General features: G+C 59.1%; 12 protein-coding genes. 7 read left to right on the forward strand and 5 right to left on the reverse strand.

Going from position 1 to position 20,457, the window contains the following annotated elements; translation table 11 throughout:
• Positions 1-433: 433 nt before the first annotated feature.
• Both BMX68_RS21575 and BMX68_RS21580 read right to left on the reverse strand, forming a co-directional pair.
• Positions 434-6,061, reverse strand: a complete 5,628-nt coding sequence (locus BMX68_RS21575; RefSeq protein ID WP_017133927.1) for a membrane-targeted effector domain-containing toxin — start codon at positions 6,059-6,061, stop codon at positions 434-436.
• A 243-nt stretch (positions 6,062-6,304) separates the two neighbouring features.
• On the reverse strand, positions 6,305-7,420 hold the full coding sequence (locus tag BMX68_RS21580; RefSeq protein WP_017133926.1) for an aKG-HExxH-type peptide beta-hydroxylase: 1,116 nt from the start codon (positions 7,418-7,420) through the stop codon (positions 6,305-6,307).
• 382 nt (positions 7,421-7,802) lie between these two features.
• Here BMX68_RS21580 and lexA point away from each other — a divergent pair, with 382 nt between their 5' ends.
• The 6 genes from lexA to BMX68_RS21610 all read left to right on the forward strand — a co-directional run bounded on the left by lexA (position 7,803) and on the right by BMX68_RS21610 (position 15,773).
• Entirely contained in the window at positions 7,803-8,423 is a 621-nt protein-coding gene (gene lexA, locus BMX68_RS21585; RefSeq protein ID WP_074862604.1) for a transcriptional repressor LexA, read from the forward strand.
• Entirely contained in the window at positions 8,423-9,040 is a 618-nt protein-coding gene (gene imuA / locus BMX68_RS21590) for a translesion DNA synthesis-associated protein ImuA (protein WP_017133923.1), read from the forward strand. Before lexA ends, imuA begins: the two co-directional genes overlap by 1 nt.
• Before the next feature lie 7 nt (positions 9,041-9,047).
• On the forward strand, positions 9,048-10,466 hold the full coding sequence (locus BMX68_RS21595) for a Y-family DNA polymerase (protein ID WP_017133922.1): 1,419 nt from the start codon (positions 9,048-9,050) through the stop codon (positions 10,464-10,466).
• Entirely contained in the window at positions 10,463-13,543 is a 3,081-nt protein-coding gene (locus BMX68_RS21600) for an error-prone DNA polymerase (RefSeq protein WP_017133921.1), read from the forward strand. Before BMX68_RS21595 ends, BMX68_RS21600 begins: the two co-directional genes overlap by 4 nt.
• Positions 13,544-13,776: 233 nt before the next feature.
• Positions 13,777-14,475 (forward strand): glutathione S-transferase N-terminal domain-containing protein, encoded by a 699-nt coding sequence (locus tag BMX68_RS21605; protein ID WP_017133920.1) that lies wholly within the window; start codon positions 13,777-13,779, stop codon positions 14,473-14,475.
• A 278-nt stretch (positions 14,476-14,753) separates the two neighbouring features.
• The gene (locus tag BMX68_RS21610; RefSeq protein ID WP_017133919.1) at positions 14,754-15,773 is read left to right on the forward strand and encodes a branched-chain amino acid aminotransferase; all 1,020 of its coding nucleotides are present in this window, start codon (positions 14,754-14,756) and stop codon (positions 15,771-15,773) included.
• Positions 15,774-15,913: 140 nt separating this feature from the next.
• Here the strand turns inward: BMX68_RS21610 and BMX68_RS21615 are convergent, their stop codons facing one another.
• Entirely contained in the window at positions 15,914-16,792 is an 879-nt protein-coding gene (locus BMX68_RS21615) for a LysR family transcriptional regulator (protein WP_017133918.1), read from the reverse strand.
• A gap of 244 nt (positions 16,793-17,036) precedes the next feature.
• On the opposite strand from BMX68_RS21615, the gene BMX68_RS21620 reads away from it, so the two are divergent.
• Entirely contained in the window at positions 17,037-18,350 is a 1,314-nt protein-coding gene (locus BMX68_RS21620; protein WP_017133917.1) for an MFS transporter, read from the forward strand.
• A gap of 776 nt (positions 18,351-19,126) precedes the next feature.
• Here BMX68_RS21620 and BMX68_RS21625 read toward each other — a convergent pair.
• Positions 19,127-19,459, reverse strand: a complete 333-nt coding sequence (locus BMX68_RS21625; RefSeq protein ID WP_060782556.1) for a hypothetical protein — start codon at positions 19,457-19,459, stop codon at positions 19,127-19,129.
• Between the two features lie 327 nt (positions 19,460-19,786).
• Positions 19,787-20,457, reverse strand: a 671-nt coding sequence (locus BMX68_RS21635; protein ID WP_256218826.1) for an RHS repeat-associated core domain-containing protein, incomplete at its 5' end; no start/stop codon positions are given.

Below are 20,457 nucleotides of genomic sequence, written 5' to 3' on the forward strand. Positions count from 1 at the left end.
TCGGAGCCACCTTCAGCCATGCGGTTTTCGATCAGGCGATCCGACCCGCCTTCAGCAACGGCTTGCTGAGTGTGGTTAACCATGGGTTGAGCCGAGGATGCAGCGAAAACGTTGACTGCCAGTACCGAAAAAGCGAGGCCGAGGAAGAGTTGGCGTTTCATGGTGGTTTGCTCCGGGTGTTATGTGTTTGGTATGGAGCTAAGGTTACGCTGTTGGATTTTTAAGAGAACTTCATTGGGTTGATGATGATCATCGATGACAATGATGGAGGCGCCGGCATAAGGAGCCTACCGGCGGATCGGGAAAGAAATGAATAGCAAGGTGTTCGCGGCATGCGGCGCAATCTCCGTATCGGCGATCAAGCCGGCTATCTGTTCACCGCCCGGTCCCCCGGGCGGCTTGAGTCAGAGGCCAGTGGATCAGAGGGTGTGGATCAGAGATGGGTGGATTCGGCGACTCGCTCCAGTCCGACCTTTCTGACCAGCGCCTGGGTCAGTTCGTCGATGCTGGCGAACAGTTGCGCCGCGCTGAATCCCCATCGCGGATGGACAATATAGAACTTGCCCGTGTCTCTGTCGGTGCGGATGATCGTCGTGGCCAGGGATCGATCCCTGGAGCGATTGATCAGCACAGATCCTTGTGGAGCCGTGTCGACGGTGAACATGCCGGCACGGCTGAGTTGCGGATGGGTGTCGAGCCTGGGCTGACGCATGTAGGTGACATCGCTGAGTTCGACCACCTGTCTCATCCTGGCCTGCTTGAGCCCCCATATCAGGTCCTCGATGCTTCTGTACTTGACTCCACGAATGTCGCCGAACAACGAGTCCTGGACATGAAACACCGCATAGGGGCTCCCTGAAGTGTCGGCAAGCTGGCTGCGTACCACCGGTATCTCCTTCGGAACCAGCAGGCGTGAGCTGTAAGGGTCGACCGGTCGGAAGACGACATTGTACTGATCGCCTTGTTGTTCGATCAGAAAATCCCCAGCCTGAGTCAGCAACCCTCTGTGAGGCTTCGGTACCTGCGGCAGCGCTTGGGGCGCGACATTCACTTCCAGCTTGGCATCGGCTCGGACCCACTGAATATCCGGCCCATATATGCCATTGGTGAATTCTCCTGGATCACGCAGAACGCGCAGCGGCAAGGGTTGCCCGCCGATATCGACGGCTCGCAGGTTCACTGCCCCTAACAGCTCGGCTAGGCCCGGCTCGCCGCGCACGGCAGCGGCGTGTGAGTCTTGGGTCAGGGCGATCCAGCGATGCAGGTCCTGTTGCAATTGGTCCGTATTGATGACCTGTCGGGCATAGTATTTCAGGGTGCTGGCCCGATTCGGGGTGTAGCTGCCCATGCCTTGGCGGTAGCTCGGGCCACAGTCGAGCGCCTGGACGCGAATGCCAAAACGCCGTGCCTGGCGAATCACCTCCTGCAGGGTATTTGGGCCGTGGTGATCGATCCCTTGAGCGATATCCTGCATCTCCAGCGTGTTCGTCAGGCGTTGGGACATGACGCCGGTGCGATGGAAGTCATCGAGATGGACTTGATCGAAGTCCCTCAGGAGGTTTTCCAGGTAAAGGGTCTTGACCCGGTGCTCCGTGGCGAGCGAGCGCATGTTGTCGATCAGGAGCTTGCGACCCGCCTTTGCCCGGTAGGCTGCACTGAGGACGATGCCGTTGCCGGTCTGGTAACCACGTTCGATTAGTTGTGCCGCCGTCCCTGCTTCCAGTAGGTCGGACGCCAGTGTCCGGGGAACAGAGGCCGGGCGCTCGGCGAAAAAAGACTGAGCGTCTTCAAGCAAGCGTTGCGAAACCTGATGAAGTTGACTCGCAGCCAGGCGCTCCGACGCCGAGGCATTCGGGACCCACCAATTGCGATCAAGCCGCCGACTGAACGTGCGAATCAGATCTTCGAGCGTACCGCGATGGATGGCTTCGATTTCATAGCGCATGGCACCGACCGAATCAGGCGCACCGCCTGCCAGGCGCCCTCTGGGCAAGGGCTGCCAGCGGTTGCCCACTTGCACGAGCTCGATGTCTTCCGCCCAGGCGTTCTCCCTAAGCACGTAGCGTTTGCCGGCCCGGGTGCCGGTGCGGTACCACTTGCCTTCCAGTTTCACATACTGGTCCATGCGTGGTGTGCGGTCCACGTACAGTCCGTCGCGCAGATAGTTCAGTTCCGGCGGCGTTCTGATTTCGTATTCCCGGAGGTCGGCGGCCAGGGACCGGAGCGATGTCGCCGTCGACGGCTCGGCGGCCAGAAGCAGTTGTCGGCTACCGTCCTGGCCGACTCGACTGGTCCTGACCAGGCGGGAAATCCGCGCCAGGGGCAATGGTCGGATTTGCCGCAACAGCGGCTTGAACGCTTGCAGCGGCAAGGGCGCTGCAGCGTCCAGCAGCGTCTGGATTAGCGCATCCGCTGCTTCCTGGTGGTGCCCAAGGGCAAGTGCCTGGCTGATGTTGGCCAAGCCATAGAGGCCTCTCATCAGGTAGACGGGCAAGCTGAGTGGCAAGGAGGCGACACCCAGAATGATCTCGAGGCCAAAGCGAAAGGCCACGTTGATCCAGTACCAGAGTGTTTCGCTATCTACCCGTTGGTTGCTGGCTCCGAAGTATTCCACGCTGCTGATCAGATGACGGGTCCTGGCCTCGTACAGCGTGGTGAACAGGTCGCCTTCGATGGGAAAGTAACGAACCTTGGGGAATTGACGTGCGAACAACTGGGCCGGATCCCACTGTTCGTTCCGGGCGGCCCGTGCAATGCAGTAGTTATTCCAATCTTGCTGGCGTAGCAGCGATTCGATTGCCGATGCGTTCGCCAGCTCGCGCCAGGCTTTGCCATCGTAGGCTTGTGGTGTGTAGAGCAGCAGGGTGTCGTTCGGCTTGTTGGTACTGATGACCAGCACCTCATCGATGCTCACACCGTTGCGCGCTTGGTCCGTGCCGCCAAGCATCAGGTAGTTGACTTGGACTCGGTAGCCGTCCAGCAGTGGACGACGCTCTGGCGAAGGGTGTTCGAGCACGTGTTCGATGCGTCGGTAGCCGTGTTCCAGAGCACTGTCCTTGGCGTCGAGAAAGTCTGCGCTCAGGCGGGCGACATAGGCATGCAGCTTCATCCGCGCCCGTTCCCCTTCGACCCAGGCGGTGCGCAGCGACACCCGGTCCGAGCCCAGCAGTTTGTTCTCCAGCAGCGCCTTGTAGTGTCCGAGTGCGTTGACATTCCGCACGATAGCCTGCACTTCGCTGTTCGACAGACTGAGCGTGGTCCCTGTCGGGCCGCTGATTTCAGCCTTGAACTGGACCGTTTCGCCCAAACGCGTCCCCTTGATGTTCTCCAGCGCCAGGGCCGTCAACGACAGGCTTCTGGTGCGCACCCTATTGACCGGTGACTGGCTTTGCCAGGCGGGGCTCGGGTGGATGGTGTGGTGGGCGACATGTACCAGGATATTGTCAGGGTCGCTCGGCACTTGGGGATAGTGCTGTTGCAGGTGTGTCTTGAGCAGACCGGAGGTGTATGTCTTGAGGGCCGGCAGGTCGCCGAGCGACGCGGGAACCGGATCAACTTTCAGGGTGGGTCGCCATAAGGCGGCGAGGCGGGTTTGCTCGTCTGGGCTGATGGTGTTGATTCGCTTCAACAGGTCGCTGAACATCAGGTCGCGATTACGCCGCTGGAGAACCGGAAAGATATCCAACCGCTTGACCAGGCTAAGGGCATCGTTCAATTGTCGGGCGAACTCGCCGACATCGTTCTCCAGCCCCGTAGCGCCTCTAGCGAAGCGCCAGGTATCGGCGAAGTCCTGTTTCTGCCTGGCGAGCAATTCGTCCACCAGGATCTGGAAGGGATCGCCTTGTTCGCTCCGGTAGCTGAATACAGTCGCGTGCTCGGCAGCGTTCTTGGGGCTCCAGCCGCGTTGCCGCCGGGGCAGCAGATCGAGCAGCGATTGGCGCTCGGCCTCGTCATCCAGACGCTGGGCCAGGCTCTTTTTCAGGGCCTGCAGCGAAGCGAACTGCTCCAGACCACGGCCGATCTGGTAGAGCAATGCCGGGAGTTTGTAGATGTCCTCATCGGGGCTGCGGGTGATAACCAGACAACCTTCCAGCAACAGGTCGAGCGATTGCACGGCAATCCGATAGACGTGGATCGGCCCGCCCACGGGTTTTTTTTTCCGACGCAGGTCATGGGTGGGGTGTTCCAGCACCTGTTCCAGGTCCAGTCGGTTGCTTTCATCCACGCTCAGGTCCAGTTCGCGCAACTGCGCTTCCAGGCGAATCTGGGTCCGCAAGTTTTCCCGCAGCAACGGGGCGGCGCTGGCCCAGAAACCGTCCACTTGCTCGGTAAGGCGCGTGTCGAAGCCCAGGCCTGCATCATTCAAGGTTTTACCGAAGCGTGCGAGGTCCAGGCCGGCCAGTTGTTGTTCGTTGTAGGCGGCGGTTGCACTGGCGTAGAAGCCGCTCGTGGCCGGGTTGAAGGTTTGGGGATTGCCGGCCAGGTGGTGGCTGAAGACCTCCGTCAACGTGCGCGACTGCTTGACTGCGCGATAACGGACCTGCTCGCCGCGTTCGCCGGTGTCCGACAGAGGCCAGTAAAGGCTTTCCTCATAGGTATTGAGGAAGATCGCATCGGGATCTTTCGAGGCGGCCAGGGGAAAGTCATGCGCCAGTTGCCGGCCCAGGAGCAGGGCCGCGAACCAGTGGAAATTGGGTTGCTGTTGCGCCAGCAACAGGGTGCGCTCATTGGTGGCGGCCAGAGCATCGAAGGTCTCCCGCTGGCTTTGGGCAAGGGGGTCGGGGGCAGTGAAGTTGCTGGGTGAGTCCTGCTGGTAGCCGTTGCCATTGGAAAGACGTTTTGAGGGTTCCAAGAGAGAGAGTCCTAGCAAGGCGCCTAGATGAGCGCGTGAAAGAGGAGGATGCTGGCGTAGCAGGCGTTGGATGGCCTGGCGATCCGTCAGGCCGAGTCGGTTGCGTAGGGTGTCGGGTAGCGTCGCCAGGGCTGCCAGCAGGTCTGGCACTGACTCTGCCACCGCACTGTCGGGGGTATGCAGGGCGAAACGGCCGTTGTGCCGAAGGATGAGATGGAGCTGTTCTGCCCATGGGTCGCCGACGCTGGCCAGCAACGCGCCGTCCGGCACGTGTTCGCGCAGTTCCAGGCGTACCCCGCTTGGCGGCCAATTCGCCAGGGTGGCGAGGCTGTGTAGCACCAGTCGGTGGGTGTCGTCGTTATGCTGTCGGCTTTCCAGGAAGAGACCTTCGTAAGCCTGGTTCAAGCGTTCTTCCTGAAGATACCAGTGGGCATCCCGTGCTTGGCTCTCGCTCATTTCGCCCCCGGAGAGTTTCAGCGACTGAAGGTCATGCTTGCTCGAATTAGCGAGCAATTCGTTGGCCATCGCTCGGGAAAGCCGGGGCATTCGGCTACGCAACAGATTCACCAGCGGATCATGCGATTGCTGCCTGAAAACATGAAGGTTGTCGAACAGGCCTTTGCGGTGCGAGGACAGTTGCACGGCGGCCTTGTGCCTGAGCACCGCTAACTGGGTATCGAGGGTGGAATACTGCCCGCCCAGCAGTGAGACCTTTTGGGCCGGGCTCATGTGTTGCAGGACGCTGCTCCACAAGCTGCCATCGAGCACCGCGGCCCGTTTGACACGCACTCTCGGCAGACTCGGCGAGAGGTCGGGACCGTACTCGGCTGCCACCGAATCGTCGGGCGGGTCATACACTTGCAACACGCTTGTCGCGGGCCAGATCAGTTCCAGGCCGAGCAGTTGCAACTGCCAGGACAGGGTCGTCAGCTCGGATACAGGGGCAGAGGCATGACTCAGCGCATCGATGAAGCGCTGAATCTCCTGCTCCAGTTCGAAGCGCAGCCGAGTGTCGAGCAATGGCGCCGGCACCTGCCGGGCCTCGCTGTAGGCAGTACGCAAGGCGGGGGTATCGATGCCGCTAACCAAGCGAATTTGCCGGGCGGTCTCGTCGGGCAGATCGCTGAGAAAATGCTCGATGGCGTGTTCTAGCGATACCGACGCGACGGCGTCCGCCGGGGGATCGCTTGAGGTGATCGGGGAGCTCATGTTACAGGTCCTTGTCGTGGCGTGATGGCTATCATTCAACGCGTAACTCAAGGGCGATGAGCGGTAATTAATGCTGCAGGCGAGGATATTCAAAGAGCTAACGGTCCTCGTCGAGAGACACCTGCTACGGATTAATTGTTTGTAAAACAATGATATGGCGATCATCTGGGACGATGGCCGCGACGGCGTGATCAGCGCAGGGCTGGCGCCGGACGACTGGCCGATGAAGGTCATGGACATGGCTCATATGGAAACCATCCTGGCCTCCACTCCAATGTGCTGCCGCTCCATCGCCCGCACCTCTTCGGCCAGGTTATCCAACAGGATGCGGCCGTGACGGGTGAAGTCGCGGCTGCTGGCCAGTTCCGGCAAAGCTTCGCCGAGGCCGCGCAGACTGAACATCAGATGCTCTTGGGCCCGTTGCATTTCACTGGCCGGGCGTTGGCGCACGCGTTCCAGGTACTTGGCCCGCATCAGTTGGGCGAAGAACGCCTGGAAATACTCGGACAGGCCACACGGTCGGTTTGACCAGGGCAGGAAATACAGGCGCGGCGTGGTGATCTGTGGGTCGATCAGCGGACTGATTTCCTCGATGTAATAAAGCAGTTGATGGGCGGTTTCACGGATCAGCGACTCTTCGACATCGAGAAGCGAATGGTCCTTGGCCGACAGTAGGATGGTGCCGCTGTAGCGGGCGGCCGAACCCCTGCGGAAGGTGCCGTCCGGCAGGTAACAGATCAGCTTGACCAGATGGCGAAACTGCGCGTGGCAGCCGGGCCAGGTCATGGCGATACGAGACAGGGCTACATTCACCACATCACTGAAAAAATGAATGGAGTAACCGCAGTCTTCGAGGCGCTGGCGGGTGGCGAGGTCTTGCGCAAAGTCGTAGCAGGGCGCGAGCACCTCGGCGATCAGTGGGTCGATATCGAACTGCCGAATAGGTGGGCGATGGGTATATGAATGTTCGGTGGCTGCACGGGCGATCCGTCGCAGGATATCCGGCAATTCCTGGAGGCTGCGTTGCAAGGACGAAAGATCATCACGCAAACCACCGAGCACCTCATGAGTAAGGTGCAGGACCCGGCGAGCCCAGATCTGGAACACCGATTCATTGATGATCTCCCGCCGTTGGGCACCCGGCAGCAGGATCAGGTTCGCGGTACTGGCAAAGAACTCGTCGAGTTCGGCTGTACTCGGAAACAGACGATAAGCCTTGGCATATAGGGCGGCGAGGGTGGTGTAGCGATCCTGGCTTATCTGGTCCAGCAGACGATAGAAACGGTCCGGTGTCGAGTCGGGTAGGAATGTATTGTGCTCGAACAGGTCGTCAAGTTGGGCGGTATGGAGTGAGGGCATGATACTGGACCTTTTTATGCAAGTTTCCGTTCTGTGGGTAAAATCCATTTACAGGTCTTTGTTCACTGTTTCATGGTATCTCGTGTAGGAATTTTATTATTGATTGAAACGCTCACGCTATAACGATCAGGTTTTGTTTTTCAATATTCATGATTGTTTTTTTAGTGTTATTTTTATTTTAAAGTCCGAGAAATTACTTGCATGTTTTGGGTTGCGAGATAGTTCTGTAGGCATATTCTGTTATTGTTGTTTGTGTTTATTCGGCAGGCGAAGTGACAGAGTACTTTTCTCCTGGGGAATCACAGGGCGAAGGACACTGGTCAAGGGGCGCGACAGGGTATCGATTAGTGGCTCTTGTCAGGAGAGTCCTACAGGAGTACAAATGTACTCCATGAACATTTTAAGTCCTCGCCGTTCCGCTATCCTGACCTTTATCCGCGAGCGTATCGCGGAAAACGGCCAGCCTCCGAGCCTTGCCGAGATTGCCGAGGCCTTTGGCTTTGCCTCGCGTAGCGTGGCGCGCAAGCATGTGGTGGCGCTGGCCGAAGCCGGCTTTATCGAGGTCAACGCCCACCAGGCACGAGGTATCCGCCTGCTGAACCAGCCCGCGCGCCCGGCCTTGCTGGAAATCCCGGTGCTGGGACGGGTGGCAGCCGGCCTGCCGATCGATGTTGACGCCGAGGTCCACAGCCGCTTGTGGCTCGATCCGGGGCTGTTTTCCCGGACTCCGGATTTCCTCTTACGGGTACAGGGTGATTCGATGATCGGCGACGGCATCCTCGATGGCGACCTGGTGGCGGTGCGGCGCAATGTCGAAGTACGCAACGGCCAGATCGTCGTGGCCCGGCTTGATGGCGAAGTCACTATCAAGCGTTTCGAGCGCACGGCAACCGGCATTCGCTTGTTGGCCCGCAACCCGGCTTATGCGCCCATCGTTGTCGACCCAGAACACCAGGAACTGGCCATCGAAGGCGTGTTCTGCGGCTTGGTGAGGCAAGGCTGATGGGCGCCGTGGTTGCGCTGGACACGCTGCTGGACGAGCGTCGGGTCTGGAAGGGCCGACCGGCGGCGCAGGTGCCGAGCCTGCAAACGACCGGGCATGCCGCGCTGGACGCGGTATTGCCCGGTGGCGGCTGGCCGGAATCGGCATTGACGGAAATCCTGATCGCCGGCGAGGGCGTGGGTGAATTGCAACTGGTCTGGCCGACCCTGGCGCGGCTGTCGGCGCGAGGCGAGCGCATTGTCCTGGTGGCACCGCCCCATGTGCCCTATCCTCAAGCGTGGTTGAGCGCAGGCGTGGACCTGCGGCAGTTGTCGGTGATCCAGGCACCCCCACGGGATGCCTTGTGGGCGGCTGAGCAGTGCCTGCGTTCCGGCAGTTGTGGGGCGGTCCTGTGTTGGCCGCAACAGGTCGATGACCGCGCCTTGCGCCGCTTGCAGGTGGCCGCGCAAACCGGTCAGACCCTGGCGTTTGCCTACCGCTCGCTAGCGGCGGCAATCAACCCGTCGCCAGCGGCCCTGCGGATTGCCATTGATGGCCGGCCTGCACAATTGCGGGTGCTCAAGTGCCGTGGCGGCCTGGCTCATGCGGCACCGATCGCCTTCAGTGCCGGGTATTGAGGTTGATATGCGTTGGGTCTGCATCGTATTTCCGCAATTGGCCTTGGACGGTGTGTTGCGCCGGACCGCCGAGCCCGATGCGCCGTTGGCGTTGCTGACCGGCTCGCCGCAACGGCGCATCGTACAGGCGGTGAACGCCTCGGCCCGAGCCTTGGGCCTGCGTCCCGGACAATCGCTGACCGCCGCCCATGCCCTGACTAAAGCCTTTGCCAGCGCTGAATACGACCCCGTCGAAATCGAGCAGTGGCAACAGTTTCTTGCCGCCTGGGCCTATCGCTTCAGCTCCCAGGTCAGCCTGCGCTATCCGCGTGCCTTGCTGTTCGAAATCGAATCCAGCCTGGACCTGTTCGGACCCTGGCCGCAGTTGGAAGCACGCTTGCGCCAGGAACTGACTGAACTGGGGTTTCGTCACCGGATCGTGGTCGCGCCCCATCCGGCGGCGGCGCGAGTCCTGGCCAATGCCTACGATGGCCTGGCCCTGGCGGACACCGCCGCCTTGCGCCAAGCCCTGGGGGCGATGCCGATCGAGCGGATCGGGCTGGCGAAGGAGGCGGCCACGGCTCTGTCGCGCATGGGGCTGCGGACCTTGGATCAGGTTCTGGCCTTGCCTCGACACAGCTTGGCCCGGCGTTTCGATGCGGCGTTGCTCAAGCATCTCGACACCCTGCTAGGCGAGCGGCCACTGGCCTTGGCGTTCTACCTACCGCCAGATCGCTTTGCGGCGCGAATCGAGCTGAATTTCGACGTGACCTCGCACCAGGCACTGCTGTTTCCCTTGCGTCGCCTGACCAGCGATTTGGCGGCGTTTCTCAGTGGTCGTGACAGCGGCGTGCAGCGCTTCGAACTGATCCTGGAACATGCCGGGGTGGCGGACACGCGGATCAAGGTCGGCCTGCTGAGTGCCGAACGCGACCCGGCGATGCTGTTCGAACTGGCTCGCGGACGGCTGGAACAAGTCCAGGTCGAGTCGCCGGTACGCGGCTTTCGCCTGGAGGCCGAGGACTTGCCGGTGTTTGTTCCCCAGCACCGCCAATTGTTCGACGAACGCCCGCATCAATCCTTGCCCTGGGAGCAATTGCGCGAACGCCTGCGTGCCCGGCTCGGCGACGAAGCGGTGCAGGGCCTGCGCTTTCAGGCCGATCACCGTCCCGAGTGCGCCTGGCAGCCGCTGTCGGCGACTACGCCGGGTCCGTTGGCCGTGGCCGGACCGCTGCGCCCCGGCTGGCTGCTCAAGGAGCCGCTGCCACTGCCCGAGCAGGCAGCAAAGGTCCTGCTCGGGCCGGAGCGGATCGAGTCGGGATGGTGGGATGGCGCGGATGTGCGTCGTGACTATTATCGAGTCCAAACTCCTGCCGGTCGGCACGCCTGGGCTTATCGCCCCGTGGGGGAAAGTGGCCCGTTGCTGCTGCAGGGCTGGTTCGCATGAGTGGCGAATACGCCGAATTGCATTGCTTGTCGAACTTCACGTTCCAGCGTGGTGCTTCCAGTGCCCAGGAGCTGTTCGAGCGAGCCAAGGAGCAAGGTTATCAGGCCCTGGCGATCACCGACGAATGCACCCTGGCCGGGATAGTTCGGGCCTGGCAGGCCGCACAGGCGTGCGACCTGCCGCTGATCATCGGCAGTGAACTGCAGATCGACAACGGTCCTCGGGTGGTGCTGCTGGTGGAAAACCTGCTGGGTTACCAGGCCCTGTGCCGACTGATCACCCAGGCGCGGCGTCGCGCTGAAAAAGGCTGTTATCGCGTGCTACCGACAGATTTCGAACAGGCGTTGCCGGGATTGCTGGCATTGTGGCTGCCCGGACAGGACATCGCCCAAACCGATGGTCGCTGGCTACGCGAGCGTTTTCCCGAGCGCCTGTGGCTGGCCGTGGAACTGCATTGTGGCCAGGACGATGACCGGTATCTGACGCGCCTGCTGGATAGGGCCGCCGAGCTGGCGATTCCCGCCGTGGCCTGCGGCGATGTGCACATGCATGTGCGGGCCCGCCGCGCCCTGCAAGACACCATGACCGCCATTCGTCTGCATACCCGAGTCGCCGAAGCCGGGCAGCAGTTGTATGCCAATGGCGAGCGCCATCTGCGCAGCCTTGAGGTCTTGCGGGGCATTTATCCGTCGACTCTGCTGACCGAAACCCAGGTCATCGCTCGACGTTGCAGCTTCGATCTCGGTCAATTGCGCTACCAGTATCCCCGTGAACTGGTGCCGCAAGGACAGACTCCGACCACCTGGCTGCGTCACCTGACGGAAGAGGGCATCCGCCGCCGTTGGCCCGAGGGGATTGGCGAGCAGGCCCGAGAGCTGATCGAAAAAGAGCTGAAGCTGATCGCCGAGCTGGACTACGACAGTTATTTCCTGACGGTGCAGGATATCGTCCGCTTCGCCCGTGACCAGGGCATTCTCTGCCAGGGGCGCGGATCGGCGGCGAACTCGGTGGTGTGTTATGCCCTGGGCGTCACCGAACTGAACCCGGATCGCACCAACCTGCTGTTCGAGCGCTTTCTGTCTCGCGAGCGCAACGAGCCGCCGGATATCGATGTCGATTTCGAGCACGACCGCCGTGAAGAGGTGCTGCAATACGTGTTCCGACGTTATGGCCGGGACCGCGCGGCCTTGACCGCGGTGGTCAGCACCTATCATAGCGCGGGGGCGGTGCGCGATGTGGCCAAGGCGCTGGGATTGGCGCCAGACCAGGTCAATGCCCTGGCCGATGCCTGCGGCCATTGGAGCGATGAGCCGCCGCCGCCCGAGCGTCTGCGTGAAAACGGTTTTGATCCCGACAGCTCGGTGTTGCGCCGGGTGCTGGAGTTGACCCGGCAACTGATCGGCTTCCCCCGGCATCTGTCCCAGCATCCGGGCGGTTTCGTGATTTGCGAACAACCGCTGGACACCCTGGTGCCGGTGGAAAACGCGACCATGGCCGAACGCACGATTATCCAGTGGGACAAGGACGACCTGGACAAGGTCGGCTTGCTCAAGGTCGATGTCCTGTCCCTGGGCATGCTCAGCGCATTGCGTCGCTGTTTTGACCTGGTGCAGCAGTACCGTGGTGGTCCGCGCTGGACCTTGGCGAGCATTCCCGCGGATGACGGGCCGACCTATGAAATGATCGGTCGGGCCGACACCATCGGCGTGTTCCAGATCGAGTCGCGGGCACAAATGTCGATGCTGCCACGGCTCAAGCCGAAGAATTTCTACGACCTGGTGATCGAAGTGGCGATTGTCCGACCGGGGCCGATCCAGGGCGGCATGGTCCACCCGTACCTGCGTCGGCGCGACAAGGAGGAGCCCGAGACCTACCCGTCGCCGGAGCTTGAGGAAGTCCTCAAGCGCACCCTGGGGGTGCCGCTGTTCCAGGAGCAAGTGATGCAGATCGCCGTGGTGGCGGCGAACTTCACCCCGGGCGAAGCCGATCAGTTGCGCCGCTCCATGGCCGCCTGGAAGCGGCATGGCGGGCTTGAGCCGCATCGCCTGCGGCTGGCCGAGGGGATGGCAAAAAACGGCTATCCGGCGGAATTCGCCGCGCAGATCTTCGAGCAGATCAAGGGCTTTGGCAGCTACGGTTTTCCCGAGTCCCATGCTGCCAGCTTTGCCTTGCTGACCTATGCCAGTTGTTGGCTGAAATGCCATGAGCCGGCGGCCTTCGCCTGTGCGCTGATCAACAGTTGGCCGATGGGTTTTTACAGCCCGGACCAGATCCTCCAGGATGCCCGTCGTCACCAATTGCAGATCCGTCCGGTGGATGTCCGTACCAGTTGCTGGGATTGCAGCCTGGAGCCCGCTGAAGGCGCGCAGCCGGCGCTACGCCTGGGCTTGCGGATGATTCGCGGGTTTCGCGAGGAGGATGCCCAGCGCATCGAAGTGGCTCGCAGCCTGGGGGCCTTCAAAGATATCGCCGATCTTGGCGAGCGAGCCCGGCTCGATGTCCGCGCCCAGGAATTGCTGGCGGACGCTGGCGCCTTGCGTGGCATGGCGGGCAACCGTTACCGGGCGCGTTGGGAAGTGGCTGGGGTCGAGGTGCAATTGGACTTGTTCGCTGGATTGTCGAGGGGCGCCGAAAGTCCGGTGGCCTTGCCGTGCCCGAGTGTCGGCGAAGACCTGCAGGCGGATTACGCCAGCCTTGGAACCACCCTCGGTCCACATCCCTTGGCGCTGTTGCGTGGGCAATTGCAAGCCATGCGCTGTCGCAGTTCACGGGAGCTGCTGGCGGTCGAGCATGGGCGCCCGGTGAGCATCGTTGGCCTGGTCATCGGGCGCCAGCGCCCGAGCACGGCTGGCGGTGTGACCTTCGTCACTCTCGAAGATGAGTTCGGCAATGTCAACGTAGTGGTCTGGCGTGACCTGGCCGAGCGGCAACGGCAGGTGCTGGTGGGTTCACAGCTATTGAAAGTGGACGGACGCCTGGAAACCGAAGGCGAAGTGCGCAATGTGATTGCCGGACGCTTGAGCGACCTGAGTCCGATGCTGATGGACATTACCGTGCGCAGCCGGGACTTCCGCTGAGGCCTGACGCACAGTCTCGCTCTTTGGGTTTGCACGTTGCCTCGTCGGACGCTTTGATGCGCAACGGCTTGCCGGAAATACCCTCGAAAAACAGGCGTTTATTGTTTATGGGGCAAGAGTGTCGCGTCAAACAAGGTGAGCACACTCGTTGGCTGTGCCTATAATCAGGGCCCCGGACGGGTGGCTTGTGCTGACCCGTTGCCGCATTCACTGTCGCTTACTGGAAGCCTCCCATGACCGCTCTTTCGTCGTTTGCCATCACGCAAAAATGGCCTGCTCAACGTCCAGACTGTCTCCAGTTGTATTCGTTGCCGACGCCCAACGGTGTCAAAGTGTCGATCCTGCTCGAAGAGCTGGGCCTGCCTTACGAACCGCATCTGGTGAGTTTTTCCAGCAATGACCAGTTGAGCGCGGCATTTCTGTCGTTGAATCCCAACAACAAGATCCCCGCGATCGTCGATCCGAACGGTCCCGGTGGCCAGCCGCTGGCATTGTTCGAGTCCGGCGCGATTCTGATCTACCTCGCCGAGAAGACCGGGCGGTTCATGTCCCAGGATCCGGCCAGTCGCTACGAAACTATCCAATGGCTGATGTTCCAGATGGCCGGGATCGGGCCGATGTTCGGTCAGGTCGGTTTCTTCAACAAGTTTGCCGGCAAGGAGTACGAGGACAAACGCCCACGCGACCGTTACGTCGCTGAAAGCAAGCGCCTGCTGGCGGTGCTCGACCAACGTCTGGAGAGCCGTCGCTGGATCATGGGTGACGACTACAGCATCGCCGATATCGCCACCTTTCCATGGGTCCGCAATCTGATTGGCTTCTACGAGGCCGGCGACCTGGTGGGTATTCAGGACTTCACTCATGTTACCCGTGCGCTGGAGCAATTCCTCGCCCGGCCGGCGGTGGTGAAAGGCCTGACCATTCCGGGTTGATCCGCTTGTTCCCTCGACTTTCGCGCTGGCGCCGCTTGCGGCCCGGCGCTCGATCATCAGGAAATCCTCATGTAGTCGCCCCAGGGATACGTAGGATAGGACCTTGAAGACAGGGCTTGAGGCCAGCTCCCTGCCAGTGCGGAGCGCGCATAAACGCACATAGGACAGGCTGTCGTTCAGGCTGCGATTTCCTGTCCGAATAGAGTATTGTGTTTACCTGCGAAAAAAATGTCATAAGCCTGGGATATCCAGGTGGTTATCAGACGATTGAGGGTGCCATGGGTCAGGAAAGCATTAACTGGGACAAGTTGGGTTTCGATTACATCAAAACCGACAAGCGCTATCTGTCGTACTTCCGTGACGGCGAGTGGGACAACGGTTCGCTGAGCGAAGACAATGTCCTGCACATCAGCGAAGGTTCGACCGCGCTGCATTACGGCCAGCAATGTTTCGAAGGCCTGAAAGCCTACCGTTGCAAAGATGGTTCGATCAACCTGTTCCGGCCTGACCAGAACGCCGCGCGTATGCAGCGCAGTTGTGCCCGCCTACTGATGCCGGCGCCATCGACCGAAGCTTTTATCGAAGCCTGCAGGCAGGTGATCAAGGCTAACGAGCGTTTCATTCCTCCCTACGGTACCGGGGGTGCCCTGTACCTGCGTCCGTTCGTGATCGGCGTGGGCGATAATATCGGCGTGCGTACCGCTCCGGAGTTTATTTTCTCGGTGTTTTGTGTCCCGGTAGGTGCTTACTTCAAGGGCGGCATGAAGCCGCACAACTTCGTGATTTCCAGCTATGACCGCGCGGCACCCGAAGGTACCGGCGCGGCCAAGGTCGGTGGCAACTACGCAGCCAGCCTGATGCCGGGTGCCGAAGCCAAGAAGCGCGGCTTTGCCGACAGCATCTACCTGGACCCGTTGACTCATTCGAAGATCGAGGAAGTGGGTTCCGCCAACTTCTTCGGCATCACGACCCACAATGAATTCGTCACGCCAAAATCGCCTTCGGTGCTGCCAGGTATTACTCGCCTGTCGTTGATCGAACTGGCGCAGTCGCGTCTGGGCTTGAAGGTGGTCGAAGGTGATGTGCAGATCGACAGGCTCTCCGACTTTATCGAAGCCGGGGCCTGCGGGACTGCTGCGGTGATCACGCCAATCGGTGGCATCGAGTACAACGGCAAGCTGCATGTGTTCCACAGCGAGACCGAGGTCGGGCCAGTGACCCAGCGTCTGTACAAGGAACTGACGAGCGTGCAGACCGGTGATATCGAGGCGCCGAAGGGTTGGATCGTCAAGGTCTGATCGGCTGGCACGAGTAGCCTGTATGGAAGGCCTGGAATGAGTGATCATCCCAGGCCTTTTGTTTAATCGACGGTTGGCAGGCAGACCCCGATTCTCGATCAGCACGTTGGTCTGGTTTGATCGCTCCCACGGCACCTTAATCAGGCAAACCGTCCCACCATAAATTCGATAAAACTGCTCAACTTCGGCGTCATATGTTTATCCGGCAGATAAACCAGGTGCAGCGGCCGGTCCAGCGTTTCATGGTCCGGCAACAGGTGAACCAGGCGCCCATCCTTCAAGGCCTCCTGCACCAGCGTCTGTGGTAGCAAGACAATCCCGATACCTTCCAGCGCCGCATTCATCAAGGCGATGCCGTTATTGGCCGAGAGCTGTCCGTGGACGCGGATATTCTCGCTGCTCACTCCGCGAAATGACCACTCGCGCTGGGGAGTGGCCCGCAGGAACACCAGGCAGTTATGTTGCTGCAGATCCGCCGGTACCTGTGGCGTGCCATGGGCCGCCAGATACGCAGGTGAGGCGCAGGCGATCCGACGGTTCCTGTTGAGCAGGCGTGCAACCAATCCGCTGCTGGGCAACTCACCGTAGCGAAATACCACATCGAAACCGTCTTCCACCAGGTCCACCACGCGATCATTGAATTGCAGTTCGATATCCACTTCCGGGTAGGTCTTGAGGTAAGCGGCAAGCGCTGGCATCAGCCGGTCCGAGGCCAGGGTCGCCGAGGCGCTGACCCGTAGCCTGCCCCGAGGATGGGCACGCTGTTCGCGGGCGATCAATTCGGCCTGTTCCAACTGCCCGAGAATTACTAGGCACTGGGTGTAATAGCCCTGGCCGATCTCGGTCAGGCTCTGCCGGCGGGTGGTGCGATGCAAGAGGCGGGTGCCCAGATGTTTCTCCAGGCCCTGGATATGGTTGCCGACCATGGTCGAGGAGATGCCGATGGACTGCGCCGCCGCGCTGAAGCTGCCGTGATCCACCACTTTGACGAAGACTTTCATGCTTGCCAGGACGTCCATTGACAACCTTTGATTGGGAGTGATCCAAGAAAGCGCTAGTTTATCAAGCCAGGTTATGGGATCACCATGAGCAGCGACATAAACTGAACCCGCGCTGACTGTTGTACTGGCACAGGTCAGCCATGCGTCCTCAGTGTTATTGGCAAAAAGCTATGATCCGTTCTGTGCAACGGGTTTCGGGGGGTGTGTGATCAGCGGGTTATTGGGGATTTTCAGGCCGCGCCTATCGCGTCAGGTCAGTGGCATGTTGGCGATTCTGATCTCCATTGCCCTGGCATCGCTGGATACCGCCATCGCCAACACGGCATTACCGGCCATCGCCACCAGCCTGCACGCCACACCGGCTGCCTCGGTGTGGATCATCAATGCCTACCAACTGTCGGCAGTCGCGACCATCCTGGCTTTCGCTTCGTTGGGCGGGGTGCTTGGGCATCGCAAGGTCTATCTGTTCGGCCTGATATTGTTCACGGTATCCTCGGCGCTGTGCGCGATGTCGACCACCTTGACTCAATTGACCTTGGCCCGTGTCCTCCAGGGGGTGGGCGCGAGTGCGGTCATGAGCGTCAACGCCGCGCTAATCTTCAGCCTGTTCCCGCCGGAAAAGCTTGGTAAGGGCATGGGCCTCAATGCCTTGGTGGTGGGCATGTCGTTCGCCGCCGGGCCGACCGTGGCTTCGCTGATCCTCTCGGTAGCCGATTGGCCGTGGTTGTTCGGGGTGAATATTCCCATCGGCCTGCTCGCCCTGGCCATGGCCATTCCTTCGTTGCCCTATACGCCGCCCAACGGCCAGCGCTTTGCCTGGGTCACCGCGGGTCTGAGCATCGTCACTTTCGGCTCGTTGATCTATGCACTGGGGGAGGGCGCGCAGTTTGCCGGTGCGCTGCCGATCTGCCTGGCGTTGCTGGTGTGTATCAGCGCCGGTTTCCTGATGATCCGCCGCGAGGCTGGGCATCCGGCGCCAATGTTCCCCATCGACTTGCTCAGGCGGCCAATGTTTGCGCTCTCGGCGGTAACGGCCTTCTGCTCCTTCGCTACCCAGAGCCTGGCGTTTGTTTCGTTGCCGTTCTTTTTCGAAACGATACTGGGCCGTGACCCGATACAGACCGGTTATCTGATGACACCGTGGTCGGTAGTGGTGGCGCTGATCGCACCGTTGGCCGGACGTTTGTCGGACCGCTACCCGCCGGGGCTACTGGGCGGTATCGGTTTGGGAGTGTTGTCCCTGGGCATGCTGTCATTGGCTTTACTGCCGAAGGACCCGAGTGCGCTGGATATCGGTATTCGCATGATGATCTGTGGCCTGGGTTTTGGTTTCTTCCAGTCGCCGAATCAGAAGGCTTTGATGACCAGCGCACCGCGTGAACGCAGCAGCGGCGCCAGTGGCATCATAGCCACTGCCCGGCTGATCGGACAGTCGACCGGAGCTGCGTTGGTGGCGTTGAGCTTCGGTCTGTCGAGCACACAGGGGCCGATCCTGGCGCTGTATATCGGCGCCGGTTTTGCCGCCGCGGCCTGCGTGGCCAGCTTCTCCCGCTTGGTGGCGCGCAACGAGGTTTGATTCATCGAGTATGGTGAATGGCCACCTGTGTCGGTTCGCTGTGTAGCGGGCCGCCACACTCTGACGCCATCAGCGCGTCGGTGGTGATCTTGGCAATTAGATGTCCCACTATCTAAAAAACTGTCCTCTTTGCCGTTTCTTGCCGTTTCTTCCTTTTTTTATATGTTTTTTACAGCTCCAAGAAATCATCATATTCGCGGTAGTGATTTATGAAGTTTATAATGGACTGAGGGTCAGGTGAATCTGTTTTTTCTGATGAGTTCAAATATTGCCTGCAAGGTTTGGGGATCTAGCCATGTCCCATTTTTCTCTCTAGCGTATAAAAATTGTAGCTTTTTCTTGTCTTTTCCTATTTTTTCCGAGGATGGTAAATTGCAATATTAAATGCCATTTTTTATGGCTCTTCCAATTTCTACAGGCGTAGAGTCTATAGGGAGTGATATGGCTCTGTCCTCAAATATAGTTTCCCATGCGTTGATGTTAAAGTTGTCGAATGGAATGATAAAAATTGATTCATGCTGAAAATCTTTTACAGCCGCAACCAAGCGGCTATTTTTCATCAAAAAAGGATGTGCTACGCTGATGTTCCACAGATGAAAATAAATCTGTCCAATTTTTCTCAGGTATATTAGCTAGTTAGCTGTTAAGTAAATGCGATTCAAATCTGTCTAATTTTTGCCGGGTTGAAAGAGACAAAAACCCTGCAGTTAAAACAGCAGGACTGGGTGACTTTTATCCTTGACTTGAGATCGACTAATGGGTGTCCTTTTCTATTATCAGTTTTTTATGAGCATCATAAGAATACCATTTAGTTTTATCTCATATGTTTCATGCCATTTTTCCATAGAAAAATCTTGTATTTTGTATGAATCGTTACTGTCGTTGTGACATATAATACAATGCATCATCCCCATGACAAACCAAACTAGGAACTCCTTGAGTTCGATTGACGGTTTAGGAGCAGATTTTTTTAGAGCTTCCTCTATGTCGATTATCAGTTTGCTGAACAAAATTTCATTAAAATTTTTCTCTTCGAATAGCTCAAAACAAAATGTCCCTTCAATGAGGTCATTTTTATTTTTTAGGATTTCGCTCTCTAGTGCATTCATAAAATTTAGCCCTTGGATTCGTCAGCAACCTGGCCCTGTTCTTTTGGCTGCTTTGGTAGATTTTGCTGTGTTGTACGTTCCGTAAAAATTAAACATCCCTTTTGATGAGTTTTTCGATGAAAATGTTTCTATGTGATCTTTGTGCATACCATCCATATAGTAGTAGTCCCCCGTTTTAAATTTAATGTTATCAACTGTCGTTTTGCCCGCCACCTTAAATATCTGTTGGCCTTGATATGTTTTTCCTGTTCTTGAGGATACGTGTTCCAGTATTTCACCTAATGGGGTACCGCTAATAGGATTATTGGTTAGCCCTAGTGGATCAATCTATCCCGCCGTATTCGGCGCATATTGGTACAGATTGACCCCACCAGCGAGTCCAATCGGATCCGGCGTGGTAAACCGCCCCACATTCGGATCATAGAACCGAAAGGTGTTGTAGTGCAGCGTCGTCTCGCGGTCCAGGTGCTGCCCCTGAAAGCGCAGGTTCTGCTCTTCGATATAGTACGGTTCGCGCACTTCTTCCAGGGTATTGCCCCAGACCTTGTAGCGCGCCTGCCATACCCGGGTGCCATCGGCCTCCGTCAGTTGCTCGGGCAAGCCGTTGGGGTCGGTGTGGTAGTGGCGGATTTTCTGTACGTCGCCGAGGCCATCGACTCGCGCCAGTGGTTCATAACCTTCGTCGACATACAGGTAGAGGCTGGTCTGGGTGTTTTTGTGTTCCTGCAACAGCCGCAAACCGTCCCAGGTAAAACGGGTTTCGCCCAGTAAATAGCCGTTGTGGTTGTGTTCGGTCTTGCCGATGCGCCGGCCCAGCGGGTCGTAGGTCATGCGCACCACGGTTTCGCGGACGCCGTCCTGGTTGTGGACTTCGATCAGGCGGTGTTCGGCGTCATAGGCAAAACGTTGTACCCGGTGGCTGGCGCTGCGTTTTTCGATCATGCGGCCAAAGCCATCGTAGCGATAGCGTTTGTCCTGATAGGTCAGCAGCTTGTTGT

The organism is Pseudomonas agarici (assembly GCF_900109755.1).
GTDB lineage: Bacteria > Pseudomonadota > Gammaproteobacteria > Pseudomonadales > Pseudomonadaceae > Aquipseudomonas > Aquipseudomonas agarici.